General features: G+C 65.9%; 15 protein-coding genes. 13 read left to right on the top strand and 2 right to left on the bottom strand.

Annotation, left to right across the window (positions count from 1 at the left end; all coding sequences use genetic code 11):
• Positions 1-63: 63 nt before the first annotated feature.
• The gene (gene exaA / locus BLV47_RS18800) at positions 64-1,959 is read right to left on the bottom strand and encodes a quinoprotein ethanol dehydrogenase (RefSeq protein WP_092316048.1); all 1,896 of its coding nucleotides are present in this window, start codon (positions 1,957-1,959) and stop codon (positions 64-66) included.
• A gap of 253 nt (positions 1,960-2,212) precedes the next feature.
• On the opposite strand from exaA, the gene pedF reads away from it, so the two are divergent.
• From pedF to BLV47_RS18745, 12 genes are all read left to right on the top strand, one after another.
• Positions 2,213-2,674 (top strand): cytochrome c-550 PedF, encoded by a 462-nt coding sequence (pedF, locus tag BLV47_RS18795; protein ID WP_092316046.1) that lies wholly within the window; start codon positions 2,213-2,215, stop codon positions 2,672-2,674.
• A 5-nt stretch (positions 2,675-2,679) separates the two neighbouring features.
• Positions 2,680-3,555, top strand: coding sequence for a substrate-binding periplasmic protein (locus BLV47_RS18790; protein WP_092316044.1), 876 nt, complete (start codon positions 2,680-2,682; stop codon positions 3,553-3,555).
• 8 nt (positions 3,556-3,563) lie between these two features.
• A complete protein-coding gene (locus tag BLV47_RS18785) occupies positions 3,564-4,334 on the top strand; it encodes a quinoprotein dehydrogenase-associated SoxYZ-like carrier (RefSeq protein WP_092316042.1) in 771 nt (256 codons plus the stop codon).
• Positions 4,335-4,369: 35 nt separating this feature from the next.
• A complete protein-coding gene (locus tag BLV47_RS18780) occupies positions 4,370-5,299 on the top strand; it encodes a quinoprotein relay system zinc metallohydrolase 1 (protein ID WP_092316040.1) in 930 nt (309 codons plus the stop codon).
• 445 nt (positions 5,300-5,744) lie between these two features.
• Positions 5,745-7,520, top strand: coding sequence for a PQQ-dependent alcohol dehydrogenase PedH (gene pedH / locus BLV47_RS18775; protein ID WP_092316038.1), 1,776 nt, complete (start codon positions 5,745-5,747; stop codon positions 7,518-7,520).
• A gap of 304 nt (positions 7,521-7,824) precedes the next feature.
• Positions 7,825-9,345 (top strand): acetaldehyde dehydrogenase ExaC, encoded by a 1,521-nt coding sequence (gene exaC, locus BLV47_RS18770; protein WP_092316036.1) that lies wholly within the window; start codon positions 7,825-7,827, stop codon positions 9,343-9,345.
• 295 nt (positions 9,346-9,640) lie between these two features.
• Positions 9,641-9,712: a pyrroloquinoline quinone precursor peptide PqqA gene (pqqA, locus tag BLV47_RS18765; protein ID WP_011060521.1), complete on the top strand. Its 72-nt coding sequence runs from the start codon at positions 9,641-9,643 to the stop codon at positions 9,710-9,712.
• Between the two features lie 61 nt (positions 9,713-9,773).
• Complete coding sequence (gene pqqB / locus BLV47_RS18760) at positions 9,774-10,688, top strand: pyrroloquinoline quinone biosynthesis protein PqqB (protein ID WP_092316034.1); 915 nt, start codon at positions 9,774-9,776, stop codon at positions 10,686-10,688.
• 77 nt (positions 10,689-10,765) lie between these two features.
• On the top strand, positions 10,766-10,891 hold the full coding sequence (locus BLV47_RS36755) for an immunoglobulin domain-containing protein (RefSeq protein ID WP_265534531.1): 126 nt from the start codon (positions 10,766-10,768) through the stop codon (positions 10,889-10,891).
• A 44-nt stretch (positions 10,892-10,935) separates the two neighbouring features.
• A complete protein-coding gene (gene ercA, locus BLV47_RS18755; RefSeq protein ID WP_092316032.1) occupies positions 10,936-12,099 on the top strand; it encodes an alcohol dehydrogenase-like regulatory protein ErcA in 1,164 nt (387 codons plus the stop codon).
• Positions 12,083-13,810 carry a hybrid sensor histidine kinase/response regulator gene (locus BLV47_RS18750; protein WP_092316030.1) on the top strand — a complete coding sequence of 576 codons (1,728 nt, stop codon included), beginning with the start codon at positions 12,083-12,085 and terminating at the stop codon, positions 13,808-13,810. Before ercA ends, BLV47_RS18750 begins: the two co-directional genes overlap by 17 nt.
• Positions 13,811-13,960: 150 nt before the next feature.
• On the top strand, positions 13,961-14,812 hold the full coding sequence (locus BLV47_RS18745; RefSeq protein WP_092316028.1) for a VanW family protein: 852 nt from the start codon (positions 13,961-13,963) through the stop codon (positions 14,810-14,812).
• Here the strand turns inward: BLV47_RS18745 and BLV47_RS18740 are convergent.
• Entirely contained in the window at positions 14,786-15,334 is a 549-nt protein-coding gene (locus tag BLV47_RS18740; protein WP_092316026.1) for a YniB family protein, read from the bottom strand. The genes BLV47_RS18745 and BLV47_RS18740 overlap by 27 nt on opposite strands.
• A 115-nt stretch (positions 15,335-15,449) precedes the next feature.
• On the opposite strand from BLV47_RS18740, the gene BLV47_RS18735 reads away from it, so the two are divergent.
• The gene (locus BLV47_RS18735; protein ID WP_092316024.1) at positions 15,450-16,118 is read left to right on the top strand and encodes an ABC transporter ATP-binding protein; all 669 of its coding nucleotides are present in this window, start codon (positions 15,450-15,452) and stop codon (positions 16,116-16,118) included.

The raw sequence follows: 16,118 nt of genomic DNA, 5'->3' as shown, positions 1-16,118 counted from the left end.
CAGGGGCTGGTTTTGGGGCCGCTGTGCGGCCCAGCGGGAGCAAGCTCCCTCGCCACCAGTCGGTCAGCGTTGGGCCGTCTTGTTATCCCAGCTCGGGATCTTGAACACCCAGAACGAGCCACCTTGGGCCACCGGCTTGGTCAGCTCGGCCATGTCGCCGCCCCACAGCGGCACCGCGCCGCCGTAGCCCACGGTCACGCCGATGTACTGCTCGCCGTCCTGTTCCCAGGTGATGGGTGGCGAGACGATGCCGCTGCCGGTTTGGAATTTCCACAGCTCCTTGCCGGTCTTGGCGTCGAAGGCCTTGAAGAAGCCGTCGCCGGTGCCGGTGAACACCAGGTTGCCCTTGGTCGCCAGGACCCCGGCCCACAATGGCAGGTGTTCCTTGTGCTCCCACACCAGTTTGCCGGTGGTCGGGTCCATGGCGCGCAGGGTGCCGACGTGGTCGTCGTACATGCGCTTGATGCGAAAACCCATGCCCAGGTAGGCCGAGCCTTTCTTGTAGTTCACTTCCTCGGTCCAGTACTCCTCCTTCCACTGGTTGCCGGGGATGTAGAACAGCCCGGTGTCCTGGCTGTAGGCCATGGGGTTCCAGTTCTTGCCCCCCAGGAACGGCGGCGAGACTTCCACCGGCTTGCCCTTGGTTTCGCCTGGCAGCGGCTTGGCCGGACGTTGGCCGGGGTTCTCCACTGGGCGCCCGGTCTTGAGGTCGATATGGCTGGCCCAGGTGATGTTGTCGACGAAGGGGAAGGCGTTCTGCAACTTGCCGTTGTTGCGGTCCACCACATAGAAGAAGCCGTTGCGGTCGGCGTGGCCGGTGGCCTTGACCACCTTGCCGTCCTTGTTCTTGTAGTCGAACAGCACCAGTTCGTTGTTGCCGGAGAAGTCCCAGGCGTCGTTGGGGGTGTGCTGGTAGAACCATTTGACTTCGCCGGTGCTCGGGTCGACGCCGACCTGGCCCGAGGTGTACAGGCTGTCGTAGTCGTGGGGGTTGCCGTCTTTGGCGGTCCGCGCCCAGGTGTTCCAGGGCCCCGGGTTGCCAGCGCCGACGATGATGGTGTTGGTTTCGGCATCGAAGCTGGCGCTCTGCCAAGGGGCGCCGCCGCCGTGGCTCCAGGCTTCGACCTTGCCGGTTTCGGTGGTCTTGTCGTCGGGCCAGGACGGCGCCTTGACGTCGCCGGTGGGGGTGCTGTCCTTGCCGTTCAGGCGGCCCATGTGGCCTTCGACGAAGGGCCGCATCCACACCTCTTCGCCGGTCTCCGGGTCGCGGGCGAACAGCTGGCCGACCACACCGAATTCATCGCCGGAACTGCCGTGGATCAGCAGCACCTTGCCGCTGGTCTTGTCCTTGATCAGCACCGGGGCGCCGGTCATGGTGTAGCCCGCGCTGTGGTCGCCGAATTTCTTGTTCCACACCACCTTGCCGGTGTTCTTGTCCAGGGCGATGACCCGGGCATCGAGGGTGCCGAAGTAGATCTTGTCGCCGTAGATCGCCGCGCCGCGGTTGACCACGTCGCAGCACGGGCGAATGTTGTCCGGCAGGCGGTGGTTGTAGGTCCACAGGCGCTTGCCGGTCTTGGCGTCGAGGGCGAACACCCGGGAGTAGGAGCCGGTGACGTAGACCACGCCGTCGCTGACGATGGCCTGGGATTCCTGGCCGCGCTGCTTCTCGTCGCCGAAGGAGTAGGACCAGGCCGGGGTCAGCTTGAACACGTTCTGGTCGTTGACCTGGGCCAGGGGGCTCCAGCGCTGGGCGTTGGTGCCCATGCCGTACTGCAGCACGTCCTTGGTGGTCAGGTGGTCGTTGGCGATGTCTTCCCAGGTCACGTTCTTGCTGGCAGGTGCCGCCGGGGCGGTGGCCGCTGTGGCCGCCGCGCCCAGGGACAGGCTGCCGGCCAGCAGCAGGGCCTGGACGGCGAGGCTCAGGGGGGAGAGGGCGGGTAGCGATCTTATTGTCATGGTTGCAGTTCCCAGTGGAGGTTTTGGCCTGACTAGGGTCTGCCGTGGGGTGGGTGTTGAGATACGGAAAAAGTCCCGCCCTTGCCGGGAATAGTTCCCGGGCGGCACCTGATTTAGGCCCGCGCCACAAGCCCTACTACCAAGGGAGTAGGGCGCGACCACCAAAGCAGCATACGGCCACCCGCCGGCTGTTTCTAAGATGGCGCCATGGCCTCTGTAGCGAGGTCTTGCGTGCAATCTTGAGGGCATAACAATGACAACAAAACGCAACGCCTTGCTCGCGGTAGGGCTGCTCACCGGTGCCTTGGCCACCGGCGCTGTATGGGCCCATGGCAACGTGGTGCCCCAGGCGGTGGAAACCAAGGGCCTGACGCCAATCAAGGACGCTGGGGTAACGGTCGATGGCGACGGCTGGGCCTCGGTCAACCCGTACCGCACCTCGCCCGAGCACGACAAGGCGGTGGAAATCGGTGCTTCGGCCTACAACCAGAACTGCGCCGCCTGCCATGGCCTGGAAGCCAAGTCCGGCGGTATTGCGCCGGATCTGCGCATGCTGGATGCCGGCGAAGCCGGGGATGAATGGTTCGTCGAGCGGGTGCGCAACGGCGCGGTGCGCGATGGCCGGGTATACATGCCGAAGATGGCCGACTACCTGAGCCAGGAAGCCTTGTGGGCGGTGCGCACCTACCTGGACAGCGTGCGCGTCGAGGAGTGATCGCCATGGGCCGCTTCGCCCTGTTCCTGGCTGGCCTGCTGCTGTGTTGCGTCACGGCCCAGGCCGGGGTGCGCAACTACGACACGATGATCGCCTCCGGTGAGTTGAAGGTGGCGGTGTATCAGGATTTTGCCCCCTACAGCTTCCAGGACCAGGGGCAGCCCCGGGGTGTCGATGTCGAGCTGGCGCAAGCCCTGGCCGAGGCCCTGGGGGTACGCCTGCAACTGATCTGGGCGCCCCCGGGAGAGAAGCTCGACGACGATCTGCGGGACTACATCTGGCGCGGCAGCCCGCTGCGCCACCAGCAGTTGGCCGACCTGATGATGCGCGTGCCCTACGACCACGACTACGCGCAAAAGCGCAACGAACTGGGGGAGCTGGCCAACGACCACGTGGTGATGTTCGGCCCCTATCAGGAGGAACGCTGGCAGGTGGCATTCGACCGTCGCCGGCTGGAGTCAGTAGCCAGCGTCGCGGTGTTCCAGGAGCACCCGATCGGGGTCGAGGTGGACAGCGTGCCGTCGTTCTACCTGACCTCGGTGTTCAACGGCATGCTCAGTGCCAAGACCCACCATTACCCCAGCGTGCTGCAGGCCTTCGCTGCCATGCAGGCCGGGCAGGTGGACGCGGTGATGGCCATGCGCGGCGAGATCGACTGGCAGTTGCACCAGGCCGCTGACCCGCAGTTGGCCCTGGCGGAAAACGCCTACCCGAACATGGGCAAGCAAGTGTGGGAGATCGGCATGGCGGTGCATGAAAGCAATCGCCAGCTGGCCTATGCCGTGGAGGAGGCCCTGGAAGGGCTGATCCGCGACGGTCGCCTGCAGGCGCTGTATGCCCGTTATGGCCTGCGTTACGAGGTCCCACAGATGTATCAATAGGAGCTGCGATGAACTGGCGAGCGACCTGTCTGCTGGCGTGCTGGCTGCCCTTGGCGACCCCGGCGCTGGCTGCCGATCCGCAAGGCTCGGGTGTGGATCCGGTGCCCTCGGTGATGTGGGCCTTCTACCACAAGCAACTGCTGGGGGACGCGGCGTTCGTCTTCGATGACCGGGTCAAGCTGCTGGCGCCGCCCTTTGCCGAGGATGCGCGGCAGGTGCCCCTGGAGATCGACGCCCGGGCCTTCACCGGCGACGTGGTGCGCATCCTCGCCTGGGCCGAGCTCAACCCCTTGCCGCGCATCGTCGATTTCGCACCGGGGCAGCGGGTGCTGCCCTGGCTGTCGATCCGCATCCGCATCGAGCAGGCCACGCCGCTGCGCGCCGCGGTGCAGACCCGCGATGGCCTGTGGCACGTGGGCTCGACCCTGATCGATGCCGCGGGTGGTGGTTGCACCGCGCCCAGCGTGGTGCGTACCCAGCCCGGCTGGGAAGAGCACATCGGCGAAGTGCTGGGCGGGCGTTATCCGCGCGACGACAGCAGCCGTTTGCGTTTGCAAGTCTCCCACCCGATGGACAACGGCCTGGTCAGCGGCATCCCCGAGTTCTTTCTCAACCACGCCGAACTGCGTGACCAGAACGATCAGCCCCTGGCCAGCCTCGAACTGTTCCCGGCGGTCAGCGAAAACCCCAACCTGGGGTTCGATATCCAGGGGGCAGGGCAGACCCGCTTGCTGCTGCGCGACAACAGCGGCAACCAGTTCGAGGCCAAGCTGCCCTGACCGCATCCTTTGACCCACCCGAGCCGAGGCGCGCCATGCGTTGGATCCTGCTGTTGCTGCTATGCCTGGGCCTGCCGGCCCGGGCCGACCTGGACTATGACCTCAAGCCCCGGCAGATCGCCGCCGGCACCTGGCTGCTGGAAGGCAGCACCGACAACTTTGCCAAGGCCAATGGCGGCAACATCGTCAACACCGGGTTCATCGTCACCGACAGCGGGGTGGTGGTGATCGACAGCGGCCCGTCCAAGCGCTACGGCGAAGCCTTGCGCCGGGCGATTGCCGCCACCACCGACAAACCGGTGATCCAACTGCTGCTGACCCACCATCACCCCGACCATGTGCTGGGCAACCAGGCTTTTGGCGATGTGCCCATCGGCGCCCTGGCCGGCACCAGTGACCTGCTGCGCCAGCAGGGGGACGCCATGGCCGAGAATATGTACCGCATGGTCGGCGACTGGATGCGCGGCACCGAGGTGGTGCTGCCGACCCAGGTGCTGGAACCCGGCACGCTGGAGGTCGGCGGGCATCGCTTGCGCCTGCTGGGCCTGAGTGGGCACACCGGTGCTGACCTGGCGATTTTCGATGAGAACACCGGGGTGCTGTTTGCCGGTGACCTGGTGTTCTACGAGCGTGCGCTGACCACCCCCAACAGCCCGGGGCTTGCGGTCTGGCTCAAGGACCTGGACACCTTGCAGGCCCTGCCGTGGAAACTGATCGTACCCGGCCATGGCCCAGTGGCGGCGGATGCCGCGCCCTTTGCCCAGATGCGCGATTACCTGGGCTGGCTCGACGGGTTGATGCGCGACGGCGCGGCCCGTGGCGACGACATGGCCGAGATGATCCGCCGCCCGATCCCCGAGCGCTTTGCCGGCATCAGCTTGACTCGTTATGAGCTGATTCGCAGCGTCAGCCACCTGTACCCGCGTTACGAGCGCCAGCGCCTGCAGCGCCTCGACGGCCTGTAGGAGCCGGCTTGCCGGCGAAGGCGATCTTGCGGGCCCTTTCGCTGGCAAGCCAGCTCCCACGGTAGGCAGGTACATCGCGTGAGGCCTTTTGTGGGAGCCGGCTTGCCGGCGAAGGCGGTCTTGCGGGCCTCTTCGCTGGCAAGCCAGCTCCCACGGTAGGTAGATTGCGTGAGGCCTTTTGTGGGAGCCGGCTTGCCGGCGAAGGCGATCTCGCGGGCCTCTTCGCTGGCAAGCCAGCTCCTACGGTGCGGGTGCATGGCGCGGGCTTGCCGCTCGCTGCTTGCCGCTTGCCACTGCCCCTTGCCACTTGCCACTGCCCCTCCAGTACCAAGGAACTAGAAAACTCCGCACTGCGGGCAATTGTTGGCAAACAGGCCGGGACCAAGAATTCCCGGCAGACCGGGAAAATTTCCCGGGAACAACAATAACCGCCGAGGTAGCCGTCATGACCCAACCCCCACGTCGTCCCTTTTTCGCCGTGAGCCTGGTGCTCAGCGCCATGCTGCTGTCCAGCGCGGCCCTGGCCGCCGTCACCGATGAGGAGATCCTCCAGGACCCGAAGAACCCGCAGCAGATCGTCACCAACGGCCTGGGGGTCCAGGGTCAGCGCTACAGCCCGCTGGACCTGCTCAACGTCGATAACGTCAAGGAGCTGCGGCCGGTCTGGGCCTTCTCCTTCGGCGGCGAGAAGCAGCGCGGCCAGCAGGCCCAGCCGCTGATCAAGGACGGGGTGATGTACATGACCGGCTCCTACTCGCGGGTGTTCGCGGTGGATGCGCGCACCGGCAAGAAGCTCTGGCAGTACGATGCGCGCCTGCCGGACGACATCCGCCCGTGCTGTGACGTGATCAACCGCGGCGTGGCGCTGTATGGCGACCTGGTGTTCTTCGGCACCCTGGATGCCAAGCTGGTGGCCCTGAACAAGGACACCGGCAAGGTGGTGTGGAGCAAGAAGGTCGCCGACCACAAAGAGGGCTATTCCATCAGCGCGGCGCCGATGATCGTCAACGGCAAGCTGATCACCGGGGTCGCCGGCGGCGAGTTCGGCGTGGTCGGCAAGATCCAGGCCTACGACCCGAAAAACGGCGAGCTGCTGTGGATGCGTCCCACGGTGGAAGGCCACATGGGCTACGTGTACAAGGACGGCAAGGCGATCGAGAACGGTATTTCCGGTGGCGAGGCGGGCAAGACCTGGCCGGGTGATCTGTGGAAGACCGGCGGCGCGGCGCCGTGGCTGGGCGGCTACTACGACCCGGAAACCAACCTGCTGCTGTTCGGCACCGGCAACCCGGCGCCGTGGAACTCCCACCTGCGCCCCGGCGACAACCTGTATTCCTCCTCGCGCCTGGCCCTGAACCCGGACGACGGCACCATCAAGTGGCACTTCCAGAGCACCCCCCACGACGGCTGGGACTTCGACGGCGTCAACGAGCTGATCTCCTTCAACTACAAGGAGGGCGGCAAGGAGATCAAGGCCGCCGCCACCGCTGACCGCAACGGCTTCTTCTACGTGCTCGATCGCACCAACGGCAAGTTCATCCGCGGCTTCCCCTTTGTCGACAAGATCACCTGGGCCACCGGCCTGGATAAGAACGGCCGGCCGATCTACAACGAGGCCAGCCGCCCAGGCGCCCCGGGCAGCGAGAGCAAGGGCAGTTCGGTGTTCGTCGCCCCGGCCTTCCTCGGCGCCAAGAACTGGATGCCCATGGCCTACAACCGCGACACCGGGTTGTTCTATGTACCGTCCAACGAATGGGGCATGGACATCTGGAACGAAGGCATCGCCTACAAGAAGGGCGCGGCGTTCCTCGGCGCGGGCTTCACCATCAAGCCGTTGAATGAGGACTACATCGGCGTGCTGCGGGCCATCGACCCGATCAGCGGCAAGGAAGTCTGGCGCCACAAGAACTTCGCGCCGCTGTGGGGCGGGGTGCTGACCACCAAGGGCAACCTGGTGTTCACCGGCACGCCTGAAGGCTTCCTCCAGGCGTTCAACGCCAAGACTGGCGAGAAGGTCTGGGAATTCCAGACCGGCTCCGGAGTCCTGGGCTCCCCCGTGACCTGGGAAATGGACGGCGAGCAGTACGTCTCGGTGCTGTCCGGTTGGGGCGGCGCGGTGCCGCTGTGGGGCGGCGAAGTGGCCAAGCGGGTCAAGGACTTCAACCAGGGCGGCATGCTCTGGACCTTCAAACTGCCCAAGGACCTGGTCTCCAAACGCTAACCCCTCCTTGCAACTGACCGTAGGAGCTGGCTTGCCAGCGAAGAGGCCCGCAAGACCGCCTTCGCCGGCAAGCCGGCTCCTACAAAGCCCCGGGATATCCCTGTCGACCGTAGGAGCCAGCTTGCTGGCGAAGAGGCCCGCAAGAGCGCTTTCGCCGGCAAGCCGGCTCCCGCACAGGGCAATCAACCTACGACCAAATGACGAGAGCTCCCCCTGCCAACGATGCATTCGTCCGGCAGGCGGGGCTCTCTACCATCGGTCCATCGCCTGTCGTTGGACAGGCCTCGACCAGCAGAGGCTCAGCATGATCTACGCACAACCCGGAACCCCAGGCGCCGTCGTGTCCTTCAAGCCACGCTACGGCAATTTCATCGGCGGCCAGTTCGTGCCGCCGGTGGAAGGCCAGTACTTCACCAACACCTCGCCGGTCAACGGCGAAGTGATCGCCGAATTCCCCCGTTCCAGCGCCGCCGATATCGACAAGGCCCTGGACGCCGCCCATGCCGCCGCCGATGCCTGGGGCAAGACTTCGCCCCAGGACCGCTCGCTGGTGCTGCTGAAGATCGCCGACCGCATCGAGCAGAACCTGGAGCTCCTCGCGGTCAGCGAGACCTGGGACAACGGCAAGGCGGTACGCGAAACCCTCAACGCCGACGTGCCCCTGGCCGCCGACCACTTCCGCTACTTCGCCGGTTGCATCCGCGCCCAGGAAGGCGGCGCCGCGGAAATCAACGAACTGACCACCGCCTACCACTTCCACGAACCCCTGGGCGTGGTCGGGCAGATCATCCCGTGGAACTTCCCGCTGCTGATGGCCGCCTGGAAGCTGGCCCCGGCCCTGGCCGCCGGCAACTGCGTGGTGCTCAAGCCCGCCGAGCAGACCCCGCTATCGATCATGATCTTCGCCGAGCTGATCGCCGACCTGCTGCCCGCCGGGGTGCTGAACATCGTCCAGGGTTTCGGCCGCGAAGCCGGCGAGGCCCTGGCCACCAGCAAGCGCATCGCCAAGATCGCCTTCACCGGCTCGACCCCGGTGGGCTCGCACATCATGAAATGCGCCGCCGAGAACATCATTCCGTCCACCGTGGAACTGGGCGGCAAGTCGCCGAACATCTTCTTCGAAGACATCATGCAGGCCGAACCGAAGTTCATCGAAAAGGCCGCCGAAGGCCTGGTGCTGGCGTTCTTCAACCAGGGTGAAGTCTGCACCTGCCCATCCCGGGCCCTGGTCCAGGAATCGATCTACGAGCCGTTCATGGCCGAGGTGATGAAGAAGATCGTCAAGATCAAGCGCGGCAATCCGCTGGACACCGAGACCATGGTCGGTGCCCAGGCCTCGCAGCAGCAGTACGAGAAGATCCTCTCCTACCTGCAGATCGCCCAGGAGGAGGGCGCCGAGCTGCTCACCGGTGGCGCCGCGGAGCTGTTGGACGGTGACCTGTCCAGCGGCTATTACATCCAGCCGACCCTGCTCAAGGGCCACAACAAGATGCGCGTGTTCCAGGAAGAGATCTTCGGTCCGGTGGTGGGCGTGACCACCTTCAAGGACGAAGCCGAAGCCCTGGCGATTGCCAACGACAGCGAGTTCGGCCTGGGCGCCGGGCTGTGGACCCGCGACATCAACCGCGCCTACCGCATGGGCCGGGCGATCAAGGCCGGCCGCGTGTGGACCAACTGCTACCACCTGTACCCGGCGCACGCCGCGTTCGGTGGCTACAAGAAATCCGGCGTCGGCCGTGAAACCCACAAAATGATGCTCGACCACTACCAGCAGACCAAGAATCTGCTGGTGAGCTACGACATCAACCCCCTGGGCTTCTTCTAAGGGCAACAACAGGCGCGGTGGTTGGGTGCCACCGCGCTTGTGCGGGACGGACACGGGGAGGGCTCATGGGTGGGCACCTCCCCGTGTGCGTTGTGAGCGCAGCTACCGGGGCAAGCCCGCACCAGCACCATCCCTATAGGAGCCAGCTTGCTGGCGAAGAAGCCCGCAAGATCACCCCAATCTCCCCCTACCAACGCACCCCGCCAGCTCGTCCCAAAGTAGCATTCGGCCGCCACGCGCCCCGTGCATTAATGCCTCTACCGGAATCCCCCGGCACAACAAGAGGCTTGACCCCATGTGGCATAAACCCGCGTACACCGACCTGCGTATCGGCTTTGAAGTGACCATGTACTTCGCCAACCGCTGAGCCGTCCCGCTCCGGCCGGTACTGGTGTCGACCGGAGCTCTTTGCCCCTAAGGAGCGCGTCATGCATATCCGCATTCTCGGTTCTGCGGCGGGCGGCGGTTTTCCCCAGTGGAACTGCAACTGCCGCAACTGCGCCGGGGTGCGCGCCGGCAGCCTGCGCGCCCAGCGGCGCAGCCAGTCGTCGATCGCCCTGAGCGACCACGGCAACGAGTGGATCCTGTGCAACGCCTCGCCGGACATTCGCGCGCAGCTGGAGTCTTTCCCGGTGCTGCAGCCGGCCCGGCACTTGCGCGACACCGCCCTGGCCGGGGTGATCCTGCTGGACAGCCAGATTGACCACTGCACCGGCCTGCTCAGCTTGCGCGAAGGCTGCCCGCATCAGGTCTGGTGTACCGAGATGGTCCATCAGGACCTGTGCAGCGGCTTCCCTTTGTTCACCATGCTCAGCCACTGGAACGGCGGCTTGCAGTGGCAACCCATTCACCTCGATGGTCGCGAGTTCAGCCTGCCGGCCTGCCCGGAGCTCGCCTTGCGGGCCATCGCCCTGCGCAGCAGCGCGCCGCCGTATTCGCCCCATCGTGGCAACCCGCACCCGGGGGACAACATCGGCCTGTTCGTCGAGGACCGGCGCAGCGGCGCCAGCCTGTTCTACGCCCCGGGGCTGGGGCAGGTGGATGAGGCCCTGTTGCAATGGATGGAGCGCGCCGACTGCCTGCTGGTGGACGGCACCCTGTGGCGCGACGATGAAATGCGCGTCTGTGGCGTCGGCGACAAGCTGGGCAGCGAAATGGGCCACCTGGCGCAAAGCGGCCCCGGCGGCATGCTTGAAGTGCTGGAGCGTTTTCCCCGGGCGCGCAAGGTGCTGATCCACATCAACAACACCAACCCGATCCTCGACGAAGACTCCGCCGAGCGCGCGGAACTGACCCGCCGCGGCATCGAAGTGGCGCATGACGGCATGGATATTCACCTCTGATTCGCATATCGCACGCCGTATGCCGCGAACCGCACACCGCACACCGTAGGAGCCAGCTTGCTGGCGAAGGGGCCCGCATGACCGCCTTCGCCGGCAAGCCGGCTCCTACAGTGCGTTGGGCGCGCGAGATCGCTTTCGCCGGCACGCAGGGGCGGATCACCACCACCCAATGGTCGGATTGCTTTCAGCAACGGATGCTTTAGGCTGGCGTTCTCCTTTCAGAACAATAAGAAAACAGGCTGCCGCCATGAGCCAGAATCTCAGTCTGCTGCGCAAGTTCGTGTCTCCGGAAATCATCTTTGGCGCCGGTTGCCGGCATAACGTCGGCAACTATGCGAAGACCTTCGGTGCGCGCAAGGTGCTGGTGGTCAGCGACCCCGGGGTGATCGCCGCCGGTTGGGTCGCCGACGTCGAGGCCAGCCTCCAGGCCCAGGGCGTCGACTATTGCCTGTACAGCCAGGTGTCGCCCAACCCGCGGGTGGAGGAGGTGATGCAGGGCGCCGAGGTCTACCGCGAAAACGCCTGCGATGTGATTGTCGCCGTCGGCGGCGGCAGCCCCATGGATTGCGGCAAGGGCATCGGCATCGTGGTGGCCCACGGGCGCAGCATCCTGGAGTTCGAAGGGGTGGACATGATCCGCGTGCCGAGCCCGCCCCTGATCATGATTCCCACCACCGCCGGCACCTCGGCGGACGTCTCGCAGTTCGTCATCATCTCCAACCAGCAGGAACGGATGAAGTTCTCCATCGTCAGCAAGGCGGTGGTGCCGGATGTGTCGCTGATCGACCCGGAAACCACCCTGGGCATGGATCCGTTTCTCTCCGCCTGCACCGGCATCGACGCCCTGGTGCACGCGATCGAGGCTTTCGTTTCCACCGGCCGCGGGCCGCTCACCGATCCCCATGCCCTGGAAGCCATGCGCCTGATCAACGGCAACCTGGTGCAGATGATCGCCAACCCCGGGGACATCGCCCTGCGCGAGCAGATCATGCTCGGCAGCATGCAGGCCGGGCTGGCGTTCTCCAACGCGATTCTCGGCGCGGTGCATGCCATGTCCCACAGCCTGGGAGGCTTTCTCGACCTGCCTCACGGGCTGTGCAACGCGGTGCTGGTGGAGCATGTGGTGGCCTTCAACTACAGCGCGGCGCCGGAGCGTTTCAAGGTGATCGCCGAAACCTTCGGCATCGACTGCCGCGGGCTCAACCAGCGGCAGATCTGTGGGCGCCTGGTGGAGCATCTGATCGCCCTCAAGCACGCCATCGGCTTCCACGAAACCCTGGGCCTGCATGGGGTCAGCAGCAGCGACATTCCGTTCCTTTCCCAGCATGCGATGGATGATCCGTGCATCCTCACCAACCCTCGCGAATCCAGCCAGCGTGATGTCGAGGTGGTGTATGGCGAGGCCCTCTGACGACCAGCAACGGGCCCTGGCCGGGCTCTTGGGGCTGGGCAATCACTCGGCGCGCAAGAGCCACTACCCGGAACTGGCGGCGCGCCTGGAAGACCTGGAAACCGAACGCAACCGCTACAAGTGGCTGTTCGAGCACGCGGTGCACGGGATCTTCCAGGCCAGCCTGCAGGCCGGCCTGCGCGCGGCCAACCCGGCCCTGGCGCGTATGCTGGGGTATCAGGACCCGCAGGAAGTGCTGTTTTCCCTGGCCGACCTGGCGGGCAATCTGTTCGTCGGCGGCGCCGCGGAACTGGCGGTCATTGGCGAGCAGTTGCAAAGCCAGCGCAGCCTGCTGGGTTATGAAACCCAGTTGCGACGCAAGGACGGCAGCAGCATCGACGTGCTGATGAACCTGCTGCTCAAGCCCGACCAGGACGGGCTGGTGGAGGGGTTCGTCGCCGACATCACCGAGCGCAAGCTGGCCCAGCAGCATCTGGAGCAGCTCAACGACCAGTTGGAGCAGCGGGTTGCTGCGCGCACCGATGAACTGCTGGAAGCCAACCGCAACCTGCAACAGCAGATCGCCCGGCGCGAGCGTATCGAGCGCGACCTGCGCGAGGCCCGGGACGCCGCCGAGGCGGCCAACCGCAGCAAGGACAAGTACCTGGCCGCCGCCAGCCACGACCTGTTGCAACCCTTGAATGCCGCGCGCCTGCTGATCTCCACCCTGCGCGAGCGGCGTCTGCCAGCGGCCGAGCAACTGCTGGTGGAGCGCACCCACCAGGCCCTGGAAGGCGCCGAGGACCTGCTCACCGATCTGCTGGACATCTCCAGGCTCGATCAGGCCGCGGTCAAGCCGGACCCGGCGGTCTATCGCCTGGATGAATTGCTCGCGCCGCTGGTTTCGGAGTTCCAGTCGGTGGCCGAGGCGGCGGGCCTGGAGCTGCGGGTGAAGTTCGGTGACTTCGCCCTGTTCACCGACCTGCGGCTGCTGACGCGGATTCTGCGCAACTTCCTCAGCAATGCCTGCCGCTACACCGAGCGCGGCAGCATTCTGCTGGCGGCGCGGCGCCGGGGCGAGCAGTTGCGACTGGAGGTGTGGGACACCGGGCGCGGCATTGCCGCCGACCGCCTGGAGTCGATCTTCCTGGAATTCAACCAGCTGGATGTGGGGCGCGCCGCCGACCGCAAGGGGGTGGGCCTGGGGCTGGCGATCGTCGAGCGCATCGCCAAGATTCTCGGTTACCGGGTACAGGTGCAATCGTGGCCGGGACGCGGTTCGCGGTTCAGCATCGAGGTGCCCCTGGCGGCCCGGGTGCCGTTGCCCATCAGCTTGCAGGCGCCGCAGCCGGGCACCGGCAACCCGCTGCCAGGGCGGCGTTTGCTGGTGCTGGACAACGAGCTGAGCATCCTTGAAAGCATGGCCGCGTTGCTCGGGCAGTGGGGCTGCGAAGTGCTCATCGCCACCGATCAGGCGGCCGCCCTGGCGGTGCTCCAGGGCCGGGCGCCGGAACTGATCCTGGCGGATTTTCACCTGGATCACGGGGTCACCGGGTGCCAGGTGGTGCAGCACTTGCGCGAGCATTTCCAGCAGCCGCTGCCGGCGGTGATCATCACCGCCGACCGCAGCGACCAGTGTCGCCGGGCGTTGCAGCAACTGGGGGCGCCGCTGCTCAACAAACCGGTGAAGCCGGGTAAGCTGCGGGCCGTGCTCAGCCAGTTGCTGGGCTAGGGCCGGGCCAGCGGTACCGGGCATTTCAGTACGGGCGGTCGGGTGCGGGGCTTCTGGCATGGGCGCAGGCTTGCCGCTAAGATGCCGCTCTTTTTTTCAAGGACGAAGCCGGCTCCTGCGCCAGTGCGCCGGGCCGCCGTTGACCCATCGATGAAACCCTTGTCCTCGTACCACCCGCTGCTGTACTGGCTGCGGGTGCGCCAGAAACGCCTGATGCGCCACCTGGCCTGGCGCTGTTCCGGGCGCCGTTACGCCCGGCCCGAGGGCGGCAGCCCGCGCTTGCCCCATCGGCTGATCAAGCACACCTCGAAGCTGATTCGCACCCTGGGCGATTCCGACCTGGCGCTGCAGCACAACAAGGTGATCAACCTCAAGCTGGCGGTGGCCTGCATCGATGGCGTGCGCATTGCCCCCGGCGAGTATTTCTCCTTCTGCAAGCTGGTGGGCCGGCCCAGTCGCCGGCGTGGTTTTGTCGAGGGCATGGAGCTGTCGTTCGGCGAGGCCCGCAGCGGCATCGGCGGTGGCATCTGCCAGTTGAGCAACCTGATTCACTGGATGGCGATTCACTCGCCGCTTGAGGTGGTGGAGCGGGCCAACCACAGTTTCGACCCGTTCCCCGACGAGGGCCGGGTGCTGCCCTTCGGTTCCGGCGCGGCGATCTTCTACAACTACATCGACCTGGTGCTGTACAACCCCGGGCCGCAGACCTTGCAGCTCAAGCTGCATGTGGGGGCGCAGCAGCTGGAGGGCGAGCTGCTCTGCGAGCGGCCGCGCGAGCATCGTTATCACGTCTATCAGCGGGCCCATCGCTTTGTGCGCGAGGGCACCCGGGTGTACCGCGAGAACCAGATCTGGCGCGACATTCGCACCAAGGGCCAGGACGCCGAGCTGCTGCGCCAGGAATGCCTGTATCGCAACCGGGTGCTGGTCAAGTACCCAGTGGCCGAGGCGCTGCTCGATCAGCCGGCGCCGGGCTCAGAGGATGCCCAGCAGCCACAGTAGGCCCAGGTAGATCGCGGCGCCGCCCAGGGGCCAGACCACCAGCAGGCGGGTCTGGCTGAAGAACGCTGGCGCGGCCTCCACCAGGGTCGACTCCTCCAGCTGTTGCAGGGTCCTGGCGGGCATGCCGTCCTCGACCGGGGCGTTGAGCTGGGCCTCGATCAGCGGTTCCACGGCCTCGACTTTGCGCATCAGCGTCCGGCCCGAGGCGAACAGGGCGGCGCCGACGAAGATCAGCAGGTAGATCAGCAGGAACTTCCAGTGGGAGGAGTAGCTCAGGTCGATGAAGCTGGGTGTCGGGCTGTTGTCCCAGAACCAGTCCAGGGCCCGGGTGTTTTCCGAAACCATGAGGGTGAACTGCTGAATCGGGCGGTTGATGGTGCTCGCCATGGCGGTGTAGCTGTCCAGGCGCCAGTGGAGCATTTTCAGGGTGGAGAACAGCGTGGAAATCAGCGCGCCGGTGAACAGCAATGTGCCTGCGGCGATCTGCAGCCGGTACTTCAATTGGGCCTGGGTGTAGTTCATCTGTGCGTCCTGCCAGAAAAAAGTGGCGCAATACTATATTTCACCGGCACGCCCCGATAGGGGCGCTGCTGCGCAGGCTATCCTTGGCTCCCTCTCTGCTCGGACGAATCAGCCCATGCTGCAGGTACAAGGCGTCTTCAAGCGTTACTCCACGCCCCAGGGCCCGCTGGCGGTGCTGCAGGGCGTGGACCTGCAGCTGCAGCGCGGCAGCAGTCTGGCGCTGATGGGCGAGTCGGGCAGTGGCAAGAGCACCTTGCTGCACCTGATCGCCGGGCTCGATCGGGTCGACGCCGGCAGCATCCGCATCGGCGGGCAGCACCTGGAGCAGATGACCGAGGGCCAGCGCGCCGACTGGCGCCGTACTGAAGTGGGCCTGGTGTTCCAGCAGTTCAATCTGATCAGCAGCCTGCGGGTGGAAGACAACCTGAGCTTCCAGGCGCGCCTGGCCGGGCGCTTCGATCCGCTGTGGCAGGCGAAGCTGGTGGCGCGCCTGGGCCTGGGGGAGCTGCTGCGGCGCTATCCGGAGCAGCTCTCCGGCGGCCAGCAGCAGCGGGTTGCCCTGGGCCGGGCCCTGGCGGCGAAACCCGGGTTGCTGCTGGCGGACGAACCCACCGGCAGCCTCGACGAAGCCACCAGCGACGAGGTGCTGGATTTGCTCCTGGAGCTGTTGGCCGACAGCCCCACCAGCCTGCTGATGGTCACCCACAGCCAGCGGGTGGCCAGCCGCCTGCAACAGACCGTGGTGCTGCATCGGGGTCGTCTGGCCGACCCGGTCGGGGGTTGA

The organism is Pseudomonas saponiphila (assembly GCF_900105185.1).
Lineage (GTDB): Bacteria > Pseudomonadota > Gammaproteobacteria > Pseudomonadales > Pseudomonadaceae > Aquipseudomonas > Aquipseudomonas saponiphila.
This window is presented reverse-complemented; position numbering and strand designations above follow the sequence as displayed.